The 12,259-nt window shown below is 56.4% G+C and carries 12 protein-coding genes; 6 read left to right on the forward strand and 6 right to left on the reverse strand.

Annotated features, from left to right (window positions below; translation table 11 throughout):
- Nucleotides 1–4: 4 nt before the first annotated feature.
- On the reverse strand, nucleotides 5–1,138 hold the full coding sequence (locus tag RAC60_RS17800) for a mechanosensitive ion channel family protein (protein ID WP_033737515.1): 1,134 nt from the start codon (nucleotides 1,136–1,138) through the stop codon (nucleotides 5–7).
- Nucleotides 1,139–1,235: 97 nt separating this feature from the next.
- On the reverse strand, nucleotides 1,236–1,970 hold the full coding sequence (locus RAC60_RS17805; protein ID WP_006119706.1) for a flagellar brake protein: 735 nt from the start codon (nucleotides 1,968–1,970) through the stop codon (nucleotides 1,236–1,238).
- A 211-nt stretch (nucleotides 1,971–2,181) separates the two neighbouring features.
- Between RAC60_RS17805 and RAC60_RS17810 the strand changes: the two genes are divergently transcribed.
- Nucleotides 2,182–2,430: a GlsB/YeaQ/YmgE family stress response membrane protein gene (locus tag RAC60_RS17810; RefSeq protein ID WP_033737514.1), complete on the forward strand. Its 249-nt coding sequence runs from the start codon at nucleotides 2,182–2,184 to the stop codon at nucleotides 2,428–2,430.
- A gap of 76 nt (nucleotides 2,431–2,506) precedes the next feature.
- Here the strand turns inward: RAC60_RS17810 and treA are convergent, their stop codons facing one another.
- A complete protein-coding gene (treA, locus tag RAC60_RS17815; RefSeq protein WP_375094086.1) occupies nucleotides 2,507–4,192 on the reverse strand; it encodes an alpha,alpha-trehalase TreA in 1,686 nt (561 codons plus the stop codon).
- 216 nt (nucleotides 4,193–4,408) lie between these two features.
- On the opposite strand from treA, the gene ghrA reads away from it, so the two are divergent.
- Genes ghrA through RAC60_RS17830 form a run of 3 tightly spaced genes read left to right on the forward strand, consistent with a single transcriptional unit; the run spans nucleotide 4,409 to nucleotide 6,722 of the window.
- Nucleotides 4,409–5,350 (forward strand): glyoxylate/hydroxypyruvate reductase GhrA, encoded by a 942-nt coding sequence (gene ghrA / locus RAC60_RS17820; RefSeq protein ID WP_033737512.1) that lies wholly within the window; start codon nucleotides 4,409–4,411, stop codon nucleotides 5,348–5,350.
- A gap of 37 nt (nucleotides 5,351–5,387) precedes the next feature.
- The gene (locus tag RAC60_RS17825) at nucleotides 5,388–6,125 is read left to right on the forward strand and encodes a phosphatase (protein WP_006119703.1); all 738 of its coding nucleotides are present in this window, start codon (nucleotides 5,388–5,390) and stop codon (nucleotides 6,123–6,125) included.
- Nucleotides 6,126–6,152: 27 nt separating this feature from the next.
- A complete protein-coding gene (locus RAC60_RS17830) occupies nucleotides 6,153–6,722 on the forward strand; it encodes a molecular chaperone (RefSeq protein ID WP_164483149.1) in 570 nt (189 codons plus the stop codon).
- 1 nt (nucleotide 6,723) lies between these two features.
- On the opposite strand, the gene RAC60_RS17835 is transcribed toward RAC60_RS17830, so the two are convergent.
- Both RAC60_RS17835 and RAC60_RS17840 read right to left on the reverse strand, forming a co-directional pair.
- Entirely contained in the window at nucleotides 6,724–8,085 is a 1,362-nt protein-coding gene (locus tag RAC60_RS17835) for a CoA transferase (RefSeq protein ID WP_205954456.1), read from the reverse strand.
- A 47-nt stretch (nucleotides 8,086–8,132) separates the two neighbouring features.
- Entirely contained in the window at nucleotides 8,133–9,017 is an 885-nt protein-coding gene (locus tag RAC60_RS17840; protein ID WP_324028559.1) for an EamA family transporter, read from the reverse strand.
- A 176-nt stretch (nucleotides 9,018–9,193) separates the two neighbouring features.
- Between RAC60_RS17840 and RAC60_RS17845 the strand changes: the two genes are divergently transcribed.
- A complete protein-coding gene (locus RAC60_RS17845) occupies nucleotides 9,194–9,916 on the forward strand; it encodes a glutamine amidotransferase (protein WP_277281786.1) in 723 nt (240 codons plus the stop codon).
- On the opposite strand, the gene RAC60_RS17850 is transcribed toward RAC60_RS17845, so the two are convergent.
- Nucleotides 9,904–10,467: a class I SAM-dependent methyltransferase gene (locus tag RAC60_RS17850; RefSeq protein ID WP_162286833.1), complete on the reverse strand. Its 564-nt coding sequence runs from the start codon at nucleotides 10,465–10,467 to the stop codon at nucleotides 9,904–9,906. The genes RAC60_RS17845 and RAC60_RS17850 overlap by 13 nt on opposite strands.
- Before the next feature lie 234 nt (nucleotides 10,468–10,701).
- Here RAC60_RS17850 and RAC60_RS17855 point away from each other — a divergent pair, with 234 nt between their 5' ends.
- Nucleotides 10,702–12,222 (forward strand): aldehyde dehydrogenase family protein, encoded by a 1,521-nt coding sequence (locus tag RAC60_RS17855; protein WP_375094087.1) that lies wholly within the window; start codon nucleotides 10,702–10,704, stop codon nucleotides 12,220–12,222.
- The last annotated feature ends 37 nt before the right edge of the window (nucleotides 12,223–12,259 follow it).

The following is a 12,259-nucleotide window of genomic DNA, read 5'->3' on the forward strand; positions in this document are numbered from 1 at the left end:
GAGGTTAACGACTGACGCGTTGCGGGACAGTCTCTTCATCGTCCGGCACCGGTTTAAGATCGACCGGCGGTAAACTTCCGCCGCTGAATTCGACCTGACGGATCGGAAAGGCAAAGCGAATATTGCGTTCTTCCAGCGCCGCCATCAGTTGCAGGTTAATCTCCTGCTGAATATCCATGTAGACGTTGTAGTCGGCGCTCAGCACAAAGTAGACCACTTCAAAGGTCAGCTTCGAGTCATCGAAGGCCAGAAAATGGGCGCGGTCAAAGCGCGTCATTTCAATACCCTGAATGATGGTTTTCACCAGTTCGCTGATTTCGCGCACCTGCTCAGACGGCGTGGCGTAGCTGATACCGAATGTAAACACCAGACGACGTTGCTGCATCCGCTTGTAGTTATGAATCGTCTGCTGCAACAAAATGGTATTGGAACAGACGATCTGCTCACCGCTCAGGCTACGCAGCCGCGTGGTTTTCAGGCCTATATGCTCAATAGTGCCGGCAATATCGCCAAACACGATAAAATCGCCGTGCTCAAAAGGCTTATCAAAGCCAATCGCCAGGGAAGCAAACACATCACTCAGGACGGTCTGAATCGCCAGGGCGATGGCAATACCGCCCACGCCCAGGCTGGCTACCAGCGCCGTGATGTCGATGCCCATATTCGACAGAATCGCCAGCAGCATCATGACCCACACCACGACCCGCAACAGAATCCCCAGAATGACGGTGGTCACCGGATTGCGCACGTGAAGCGGATCGCGCAGCAGGCTTTTTAACCACAGGCGAATGCCGCAGTCGATCCACAACGCCAGTTGCACAATCAGCGCCAGAAACCAGCTGTGAGAAACCGTCGAGCGCCACGAGTCGGGCAAATCGATGAAACGCAGGGCAATCAGCAGCGAAAAAATCAGCAGCAGCAGGTGGCTGGTGCTGCGCAGTATTTCCACCAGGATGCCGGTAAATCGGACGTGGCGGTCTTCGCTGAAGTGCGCAATGCGGTTGGACACGAAACTGATCAGGCTGCGCAGCAACCAGTAAATAACGAGGGTGGCAACGATGACGATGGCGCTGTTGATCCACAGCGTTTGATTAAAAAGAATGGACTGAAAATGACGCAAACTGAGCCAGTTTTCCATTGGGGAGTGTCTCCTTGCTGGTTCCGGTTAAACGAGAAAGCAAGGAAAGCATAGCCTGGATGCGCCGCAGATGTGCGGCGCGGGAAAAGAGCGGAGGTTACTGGAAGCGTTGCGCTTTGTCGCGCGCCAGCCGCTCCAGGCTAAAAATCACCTGCTGCAACTGCCGTTCCTGATGGGGTTCGAGTGCCGTAAAACGGAAGCTCAGCCGCGGCGTAACTTTGGTTTCATTTTTACTGGTAATCATGCTGCGTTCACCAATATGCATTAACGTCGCATTGACGTTGAACTGGCCGTATTCACCCAGTTCCACCTGCAGATTTTTAAAATCGTCGCCGCTTTTCAGGCCGTCCGGCATCGCGTCGTCCACCAGCACGCCGATACCGCCTAACGATAAATCCTGTAATCGCAGTCGGGCAGCCGAGCCGTCAGGCCATGTGCAGTGACACCAGAACTGCGGGTCCATCGGTGCGCTGATGCGGAAGAATTCACGCCGCTGAATTTGCCACAGCACCTCCGGTAACGTTGCCTGAAATGCAGGCAGGCCGTCGAATTCCGTTTTCTCCAGCCCGGGTAATGCAAATTCAACCTTCGCGCCCTGGGTTTCGGCAAACACGGTAATATCGTTGCACTGCAGTGCGTAGTCGTTATCCAGATTATTACTGCCCAGATCAAAAACAATGCGGTTTTCATCCGCCGCCAGCATACGGCTGATAAACTGCCCACGTGAGAAATTCACCAGCAAAGGTGTTTGCGCCTGAAGCAGGTCTTTCATGACGCCCAGAACCGCCAGCGTGCCACGTTTGAGATAATGTTCTTTATCGGCTTCTTTCACTTGCTGGCCCCCGATGAGCAACGCTTTATCATTTATATTTATCCTGTTACTACCCGTTCGTTATCGGCTGACAATAATAAAGCTTTAACACAATAACCACTATCATAACCTTCACGCGCAGCATTTTTAAAAATTGCGACTATACTAAGCGCGTGAACCGCTTGATTAATCAGGCGATCGCCATTGACTAACCAAAAGGAAGGAGTAACAGATGGGTATTATTTCATGGATCATCTTTGGTTTAATCGCTGGTATCCTGGCGAAGTGGATCATGCCAGGCAAAGATGGTGGTGGATTCATCATTACTATTATTCTGGGTATCGTGGGTGCCGTTGTCGGTGGGTGGATCAGTACCTTCTTCGGCTTTGGCCGTGTGGACGGGTTCAACTTCGGTAGCTTTGTCGTCGCGGTCATCGGCGCGCTGGTTGTGCTGTTTATCTACCGCAAAGTACGCAGTTAACGTACGCAGATAACCAAAAAAGGCCCGCCTCGCAGCGGGCCTTTTTTATGTTAACGCGATCTCTCGCCTGTTCGCTTTATTTCGCGCTGCTTTGCGCCTCGGGAATATCGTGGGCGCTGTTACAGGTTTTATCTTTCGGACAATATTTATCCAGCAATTTTAACGTGACCCCGTTCGTCCAGCCAAAACCGTCCTGAAGCGGATATTCACCACCGCCGCCGCCGCCAAGATTGTTGCCTTCGACCACGTATTTTTCGACCAGCTTATGCTCTTTATCGTACGTCAGCTGAACGTTACGCAGGAAACGCAGGCCCACCTGCTGCGCCAGTTGCGGCTTTTTATAGTGCTCCAGCCCTTCAACGGCCACCCACTGCAGCGGTGCCCAGCCGTTGGGAGCGTCCCATTGCTGGCCGTTGTTCACTGTGGTGGTCACCAGACCGCCCGGTTTCAGCAGCTGTTTTTCCACCGCGCTGGCGGTGCTGTCAGCCTGTTTGTCACTGGCAATCTGCATATAGAGCGGAAACAGCGTAGCAGCCGTTAGCTGCGGATGAATCTTACGCGTTTTCCAGTCGTAGTCGGCGTACCAGCCCTGTTTGCTGTCCCACAGATAGCGGTTAATCGCCGCCTGACGTTTTTCAGCCCGATCGGCAAAGGCTTTAGCCTGCGCATCCTGTTTATTCAGGCGATACGCCGTCGAGAGCGTTTTTTCCAGATGGAACATCAGGCTGTTGAGATCGACCGGGGCCAGTTGCGTGGTGCGGATGGTCGAAAGGTTATGCGCATCGGTAAACCAGCGCGAGCTGAAATCCCAGCCCGATGCCGCACCGGCGCGCAGATCACGATACATCTCTGCTTTGTTGCGCTGTGGCGCTTTGTTCGCCGTTGCAATGTCGTCCATCCATGATTCGGTACGCGGCACGTCGCGTGCGTCCCAGTAACGGTTCAGCACTGTCCCGTCGGCCAGTTTGACCACCCGCTTGCTGGCATTACCTGCGGCGACGCTGTCGCTGTCTGCCATCCAGTAATCGTACTCTTTTTGTAACTGCGGCAAATAACGCACATAGACGTTATCGCCTTCATGCGTCGCCAGCAGATCCACCATCAGGCTAAAGAATGGCGGCTGCGAGCGACTCAGGTAATAAGTGCGGTTGCCGTTGGGAATGTGGCCATAGCGATCCAGCAGCGAGGCGAAGTTGTCCACCATATCCTGCACTTTATCCCAGTGGCCGCTTTCCGCCAGGCCGAGCATGGTAAAGTAGCTGTCCCAGTAGTAAACCTCACGGAAACGCCCGCCTGGCACCACATAGGGTTTGGGCAACGGCAGCAACGAGTCATATTTTCCTGTGTTACTTGTCGTCCGCGTTAACACCGGCCACAGGCCGTTAATATGGTCACGAAGGTTCTGGCCCGCAGGCGGCACATATTTGTCACTGTCGGTGGGCAGGATGAAATTCGCGGCGACGAAGCGCTTTAAATCAAAACCGCGCTGATTCTTCTGCATCTGCCAGTCGGCCAGAATGGAGGACGGATCGTATTTAGGCACGGCATCTGCAAACGTCTTTTGGTCAGGGTAAAATTTTGCCTGTTGTACGGCATTGAACAACGGTCCTAAACGGACATCGGGCGGCTGGGGTTGACTGGTCAGTAATCGGGAATCCTCGGCTGCCCAGGTGCTGAAAACGGTCGCACTTAACAACACGCCAAGCAAAACGGGCGCATGACGTTGAGACCGTTTAGTCGTTGTTACCTCAGTGTTTCTCATCGGTGTTTCTCCTTGTCCGAAATGTGATCATGTGTCACGCATTGACCACTCTCCAACTTTAGACCTTAACCGCAATTTTCACCCTTTCGTCCGGCGGAAATGTGAAGCGGCGTAACTTATTGATGATCATAGCCTGCGAAATTTTGTGCTTTTTTTTCAGGCTCCGCTTGCCCTGAGACCACTTTTCCCCGAGGCTGAGAAAAAAAGAGGATCACTATGGACATCATCTGGTTTCATCCATCGCAACCTGCTGACGACTGGATCAGCGGGTTACAGCAGCGCTTACCCCATGCTCGTGTCCGTCACTGGACGACCGACGATACGTCCCCGGCAGATTATGCGCTGGTCCGTTCGCCGCCGCCGGCCATGCTGCGGGGCCGCAACGATCTGAAAGGGGTATTTGCGCTGGGGGCGGGCGTCGACGAAATTTTGCGTCAGCTGCAGCAAAACCCGGACATGCTGGCAGACAGTGTTCCCCTTTATCGTCTGGAAGACACAGGCATGGCGCAACAGATGCAGGAGTACGCGGTCTGTCGGGTGCTGGGCTGGTTTCGTCGCTTTGATGATTACCAACAGCAGCAGCAGTCGGCCCAGTGGCAACCGCTGCCGTCGTATTCGCGTGACCAGTTTCATATCGGGATTTTAGGCGCGGGCGTGCTGGGACAACAGGTGGCGAAAAGCCTGACGGCCTGGGGATTCCCGGTGCGCGTCTGGAGCCGTTCAGCCAAGCAGATTGCCGGTGTGACCAGCTTCGCCGGGCGCGACGCGCTGGACGATTTCCTGCGTGACACTCAGGTGCTGATCAATCTGCTGCCCAGCACCGCAGAAACGCGCAATCTGATTGATCAGAAACTGTTAGCCCGGTTGCCGCAGGGCGCGTTTTTCCTTAACCTCGCTCGTGGGGATCAGGTCGTGGAAGCCGATTTGCTCACCGCCCTGGATAGCGGGCAAATAAAGGGCGCCGCACTGGATGTTTTCCAGGTCGAGCCACTGCCTGCCGATCATCCGTTGTGGTTCCATCCGCGCGTCACAATTACTCCGCATAATGCGGCGGTCACCCTGAAAGAGGAAGCGATGGACTACATTGCCCGCGCGATTACTCAACTTGAAGCAGGTGAAAACCCACAGGGCTACGTCGATCGCCAACGTGGCTATTAACGATTCGGGCCGTAACCGGCCCCTACAGGAGCAGACAATGTATCCCGTCGATCTTCACATGCACACGGTTGCCAGCACCCACGCCTACAGCACGCTACATGATTATGTCGCGCAGGCTAAACTGAACGGCCTGAAACTGTTTGCCATCACCGATCACGGCCCGGATATGGCCGATGCACCGCACTACTGGCACTTTGTGAATATGCGCATCTGGCCCCGTATCATTGACGGCGTGGCGATCCTGCGCGGCATCGAGGCCAACATCAAAAACCAGCAGGGCGAAATCGACTGTTCCGGCCCGATGCTGGAATCGCTGGATCTGATTGTGGCGGGCTTCCACGAACCCGTCTATGCACCGCGCGACCTTACTCAGAATACCGAGGCGATGATTGCCGCCATGGCGGGAGGGTTAGTGCACATCATCAGCCATCCCGGCAACCCGAAATATCCCGTTGATATCCCGGCGATTACCGAAGCGGCCGCACACTACGATGTGGCGCTGGAGCTGAACAATTCCTCCTTTACCCATTCGCGTCCGGGCAGCGAACCGAACTGCCGGGCGATTGCCGAAGCCGTCGGCAAGGCGGGTGGACGCCTGGCCTTCGGCTCTGATTCCCATACGGCATTTACCCTGGGCAATTTTGAGCACTGTCTGCGTATCGCCAGAGAAGTGGATTTTCCGGAGGATCGCGTGTTAAATGTCACGCCGCGTCGCCTGCTCGATTTTCTGGCACTGCGCACGGGCAAGACGATCCCCGAGCTGGCGGACTTTTAATTTTTCTCCTTCAAGGAATTTTGACTCATGAATGAGTTTTCCATTCTGTGCCGCATTATCGGCTCGCTGTTTAACCGCCATCCGCAGGATCCCCTGCTGGCACCGCTGTTTACGCTGATTCGCGAAGGCAAACTGGCGGCGCAGTGGCCGCTGGAGCAGGATGCGTTGTTGAAACGGTTGCAGCAGAGCAGCGATCCGCAGGCACTGACTGCCGACTATGAGGCGCTGTTTGTTGGCGAATCACGTAACGTTTCGCCCTTTGCCTCACACTGGCCGGAAGGAAAGCCGGAGTCCGAGATCCGCGCTTTTTTAACCTCGCGCGGTATGCCGCTGGGTGAAGCACCGACGGATCATTTTGGCGCGCTGTTGCTGGCGGCGTCATGGCTGGAAGATCAGTCTGCGGCAGACGAAAGCGCCGCTCAACTGGCGCTGTTTGATACGTTTCTGATGCCGTGGTGCGGCGCATTCCTGGGCAAAGTCGAGGCGCATGCCACTACCGCCTTTTACCGCACCCTGGCCGAGCTGAGCCGTGAAGCGATTCAGGCCATGTACGATGAGCTGGTGGAAAGCGCCAGCGAGCAGGGCGACGACGCCTGATTTACCACGTCGCCGGATGGCTGCCGGGTGGGCAGCCGGGCGTGGCACACTTCAGGGCGGTGCCGGGCAGCCATGCGGCGGAGTGCAGACGTACGCCGATTCCCCACGGTGTAAGTTCTAGGCTGGGCTGATTGTCGCTGTGCTGCGGGATGATCCCCGAATGGGCCATGTCGCTGGCGTAACGGTGCTGCTCCAGCAGCCAGGCGGTGCGCGCCAGCGACAGGCGCGTCTGACTTCCGCTGCCTTCATGAAGGCGCTGACGCAGACCGGCCAGCACGGCCGCCGCTATCAGGTAACCCGTGGCATGATCCAGCGCCTGAACCGGCAGAGGCACCGGTGCAGTATGTTGCTTCCAGCGCATGCCCTGTTCGGCAATACCGCAACCCATCTGCACCAGACTGTCGAAACCGCGCCGGTTGCGCCAGGGGCCCTGCCAGCCCCAGGCATTCAGGCCCACGTCCACCAGGCCGGGACACAGGCTTTGCAGCGATTCCGCATCAAATCCCAGCTTTTCCAGCGCATCGGCACGGTAACCGTGCACAAGCACATCGGCCTGTTTCAGCAACCAGATAAACTGTGCACGGTCAGCGGGCTGTTTCAGGTCCAGCACGGCGCGGCGCTTGCCGCAGGCGAGCTCCTCATCCGCGCCCGGTTCTTGCCAGCCGGGTGGATCGATACGCAACACATTTGCCCCCAGGCTGGCGAGAAAGCGCGTGGCCACCGGGCCCGCGATGATGCGCGTCAGATCCAGCACCCTGATGCCCAGTAACGGACGCGCGTCGGGCAACGCCCAGTCGACCGCAGGGCCCTCGGTCATGGTCTGCCGGGCAAACAACGGTTCATGTATGACGGCCAGTCCCTGCGGATGCTGTCGCCAGGCTTCAGCACTGCGCATTTCGGCAGCGCAACCGCCAGCGTCAATCACGGCCTGCTCCAGCTCGGAGGCCTGCCACTGCGCCACTTCCCGCGCCAGCGCATCCCGATCCGGATGCTGACCCAGCACGCTCTCCATCGCCAGGCGATGGTGGGGCGCATTGGTATGCAGACGGATCCAGCCGTTGCGGCAGGCGTAATCGCCCGCAAAGGCATCCCACAGTGCGGGTGCAGGGCGGTTAAGCGGCATAAAACTGTGCTGGAACCAGCGTGAGGCAAGGCGGACATTGATCTGTGCACGGACAGGACGATTGAGTAAATCAGCGATGCCCTGCGTCGCTAATCCCAGACTGGTGGCCGCCAGTTCACTGACGGCATAGGCGGAGGAAAAGGCCGCGTGATCGGTGAAAACAGGCAGCGCGTGTGGCGCAGGGTTGCCATGCAATCCCTGCCACATCTGCTGCCAGAGTGCGTTGGCCAGATGATTCATGCTACAGGCTCCTGAAGCGGACGATTCCTGAAGCATAGCATGTGCCTTTAACGACGTCGTAAGCGCGGAAACCGGGCGTGCATGCGCAGATTACGCAGGTTGATTACCGCAATGGTAGTGCCGAGGATCACCAACGAGGCACCAATAATTTTGAAACTGTTCAGGCTGTCGCCCAGCACCACAATGCCCATGATCACTGCCAGCACCGGTGTCAGCAGGGAGTAGGGCATAATCAGGTTAACGTTGTATTTCTTCAGCAGTGAATACCACAAGGTATAGGCGACTACCGAAGAGGCAATCGCACTGTAGAGAATGGCAAACCAGCCGCGCCAGCCCGCATGTTGCAGGGCATAAAGCTGATGTGATTCGGACATATAGCTGGCCGCGCCGACAATGGGCAACGCCAGAAACGCGATCCAGCCCGTCATGGTCAGCGGCTTAATCGGGGGCGATTTTTTCACAATCAGATTGCTCACCGCCCAGCCCGTGGCGCTGCACAGCAGGATACAGAGCACCCACCAGGCGGGGATCGTCGGGCTGCCGGACAGCACCACTACACCGCTCAGTGAAATGATAATGCCGATAAGCTGGATAAGCCGCAGCTTCTCTTTCAGGAATACCATCGCCAGCAGCATCGCAATCGGCGTGCCCAGTTGCACCACAATCGCTCCTGTTCCGGCATCGGTATAACGCATGCCGAGAAACAGCAGCGAGAAGTGCATAAAGCCAAACGTAAAGGCCAGCAGTAACAGCCAGGGAAACTGTTGACGGTTAATCCGGCAAAACGGTACCAGGACAATCGCCACGACGAAAAACCGCATCCAGGTCAGGAACAGGGGCGGTAAATCCACTAAGCCCCATTTCACCGCCACGTTATTAAAGGCCCAGATGGACACGACCATCAGAACCGTAAAGAAATGCCGCACTGCCACAATGTCATCCTTTGAAAAAACACGTTACCCGATAATCATGGCATGAACCCGCGCGGTTAAGACAATGATTAACGTTTTTTTTATTTAGTTAACTCTAAAAATTCATAAGACTTTTACAACAGTTGCTGTCAGACTGATTTTCCGAAACGTTAACGCCTGTGAGGATCCGATTCGGTATGACTTATGCACCTGCCTTGCCGCTTGCCCTGATTCAGTTAGATGTTCCTCCTGCCAGTGTGGTCGAAAAAATCGGTGAACAGCCGGTCTGGTTTATTGATGCTCTGAATTTACAGCCTGAAGATTACCTTATCGTCCGTCCGCATCTGGGTGAGCCGTTGCCACAGTTTACTGAAATCTCCGGCGCGGTATTAAGCGGTTCGTGGGCAATGGTGACTGACCATGAGGAGTGGAGCGAACGCACCGCTGCCTGGGTTCGCGCGGGGATGGACGCGCAGTTGCCACTACTGGGCGTGTGCTACGGCCATCAGCTCATGGCGTATGCGCTGGGAGGTAAAGTCGCGGACAACCCTCATGGCTGGGAACGGGGATTACTGGCGCTGAACACGACGACCGCGGCGAAGCACGATCCCCTGCTTGCGACCCTGCCGGAACACTTCGAGGCCTGGCTTTCTCATCGTCAGTCGGTGGTGATACCGCCGGCGCAGTCGACGATTCTGGCACAGTCAGAAAAAGATCCCTGCCAGGTATTGCGCTATTCGCCGAATGCGCTGTCCATGCAGTTCCATCCCGAATTTGATCGCCAGATTATGGATGCCTGTCTGCCCGACGATGTAGACAGCGATGGCGCCGAACTGCAGGGGGCGGACTGGGCACGCAGCATTTTAACCCATTTCTGGCTGCAAACGCGCCCGGCGGTCGACAGCGCTCAGGGCGCATAGTGACGGGCGCAGCGGTAAACCCAGGCGGGCGGCACGTTTTTTAAAACCCGCTGACGTTCCCAGGTAAAGTAACGGGACAAATCGGGCTGGGTCAGGGATGTGTACTGAAACTGTACAAAGACGCCGTTGGGGCCCAGCGCGTGGAAAACCGCCTGCAAAATCGCCTCGCGCAGTTCCGGCGACAGCGACAGAAGCGGAAGGCCAGAAAAAATAGCGTCATAGCTGCCGTTCAGGTACTCCGCCGAGCAGGTGCGTACCGTCATGCGTTCATCATCCAGCGCGTTAAGCTTTTGTGCCAGCGCGCTGCTGATTTCAAATACGTCCAGTGTGGCCTCAGGTGCCATCTTTGCCAGCAGGCGACGCGTCAGCACACCATCGCCTGCGCCTAACTCAGCGATCCGGAATTGATGACGCCAGTCGACCGCTTCCACCATGGTGCGACACAGCGCTTCGGAAGACGGGGTGATGCTGCCCATCTTGCGCGGATTGCGGATGAACTGGTGGACGAAATCTGCTTTTGCGCGCATTAACGTGAAAGCCGAAGCCAACATGCTGACCTACCTCCAGAGTGAACATATCCTCATATTGACCTCATTCGCGCCGAAAGTTTCCAGTTAACAGGCGAAGCGGTAAAAAGTCGGAATTATCTGTAGTGGCTCTGGCGGGTATTTCCTTTGCCGCGGTCACAGTTTAGGGACAACAAACCTGTCAGGCTGGCGCTGATCGAATATGTTAACAACAAGTTTCATAGTTGTTTCACATCACACAGCGTAAGGAGATCCAGCATGCGTTATGCCGCTCCAGGAGAACAGGGTTCTCTCATCACTTTGCAGAAGCACTACGGCAATTTCATCAACGGCGAGTTCGTCGCCCCGGTAAACGGTAACTATTTTACCAATACGTCCCCCGTTAACGGCTCAGCCGCGGGCGAGTTTCCCCGATCGAACAAGGCCGATGTCGATAAGGCCGTGGCCGCCGCAGCCGCAGCCGCTGACGCATGGGGCAAAACCTCACCTCAGCAACGTGCGCTGGTACTGTTAAAAATTGCTGACCGCCTGGAAGAAAATCTGGAATACATGGCGGTCAATGAAACATGGGATAACGGTAAGCCAGTGCGGGAAACGCTGGCTGCGGATATGCCGCTGGCGGTGGATCATTTCCGTTATTTCGCCGGTTGCGTCAGGGCGCAGGAGGGCAGCGCAGCTGAAATCGACGAGTTTACCGCCGCCTATCACTTCCACGAGCCACTGGGCGTGGTGGCGCAGATTATTCCGTGGAACTTCCCGCTGTTGATGGCGGCCTGGAAGCTGGCACCGGCACTGGGTGCGGGCAACTGCGTGGTGCTTAAACCGGCAGAACAAACGCCGCTGTCGATCACGCTGTTTGTTGAACTGATTCAAGATCTGCTGCCGCCCGGTGTGGTGAACGTGGTTCACGGCTACGGAAAAGAAGCCGGTGAGGCGCTGGCCTCGCATCCCGGTATTGCCAAGGTGGCCTTTACCGGATCGACGGCGACGGGCGGACACATTCTGGAGCTGGCGGCGAAAAGCCTGATCCCGTCCACCGTTGAGCTGGGCGGTAAATCACCTAACATCTTCTTCGAAGACATTATGCAGGCCGAAGAGAGCTTCATTGAAAAAGCGGCAGAGGGCGTAGTACTGGGCTTCCTGAATCAGGGCGAAGTCTGTACCTGCCCGTCGCGCGCGCTGGTGCAGGAATCCATCTATGAGCCCTTTATGGCGGCGGTGCTTAAACGTATCAAAACCATCAGACGCGGCGATCCGCTGGATACGGAGACCATGGTCGGTGCTCAGGCGTCACAGCAGCAGTTCGACAAAATACTCTCGTATCTGGAGATTGCCCGTCAGGAAGGGGCCGAAATCCTCACCGGCGGCGGCGTTGAAAAGCTCGACGATGCACTTGCCAGCGGCTACTACATCCAGCCGACGCTGCTGAAAGGCAACAACAGCATGCGCGTCTTCCAAGAGGAGATCTTTGGACCGGTCGTCGGCATCACCACCTTTAAAGACGAGGCAGAAGCCATCGCCATCGCCAATGATTCCATCTATGGGCTGGGCGCGGGCGTCTGGACGCGGGATATCAACCGCGCCTATCGGGTGGGCCGTGCGATCAAAGCCGGTCGCGTCTGGACTAACTGTTACCATCTCTATCCTGCCCATGCCGCCTTTGGCGGGTACAAGAAATCGGGCATTGGTCGTGAAACCCACAAGATGATGCTTGATCACTATCAGCAGACTAAAAACCTGCTGGTGAGTTACAGCATTCAGCCACTTGGCTTCTTCTGACCTGGTGCGGCGTGCCCTGTGCACGCCGCATTTTCCT

It is taken from the genome of Pantoea sp. BR_17, from assembly GCF_041955125.1.
Classification (GTDB): Bacteria; Pseudomonadota; Gammaproteobacteria; order Enterobacterales; family Enterobacteriaceae; genus Pantoea; species Pantoea stewartii.

Bases quoted from the DNA above. Each gene is read 5' to 3' on its own strand.
- treA (WP_375094086.1), bottom strand. From the start codon at position 4,192: ATGAGAAACACTGAGGTAACAACGACTAAACGGTCTCAACGTCATGCG.
- RAC60_RS17835 (WP_205954456.1), bottom strand. From the start codon at position 8,085: ATGAATCATCTGGCCAACGCACTCTGGCAGCAGATGTGGCAGGGATTG.
- RAC60_RS17855 (WP_375094087.1), top strand. From the start codon at position 10,702: ATGCGTTATGCCGCTCCAGGAGAACAGGGTTCTCTCATCACTTTGCAG.
- RAC60_RS17830 (WP_164483149.1), top strand. From the start codon at position 6,153: ATGAATGAGTTTTCCATTCTGTGCCGCATTATCGGCTCGCTGTTTAAC.
- RAC60_RS17800 (WP_033737515.1), bottom strand. From the start codon at position 1,138: ATGGAAAACTGGCTCAGTTTGCGTCATTTTCAGTCCATTCTTTTTAAT.
- RAC60_RS17825 (WP_006119703.1), top strand. From the start codon at position 5,388: ATGTATCCCGTCGATCTTCACATGCACACGGTTGCCAGCACCCACGCC.
- RAC60_RS17810 (WP_033737514.1), top strand. From the start codon at position 2,182: ATGGGTATTATTTCATGGATCATCTTTGGTTTAATCGCTGGTATCCTG.
- ghrA (WP_033737512.1), top strand. From the start codon at position 4,409: ATGGACATCATCTGGTTTCATCCATCGCAACCTGCTGACGACTGGATC.
- RAC60_RS17850 (WP_162286833.1), bottom strand. From the start codon at position 10,467: ATGTTGGCTTCGGCTTTCACGTTAATGCGCGCAAAAGCAGATTTCGTC.
- RAC60_RS17845 (WP_277281786.1), top strand. From the start codon at position 9,194: ATGACTTATGCACCTGCCTTGCCGCTTGCCCTGATTCAGTTAGATGTT.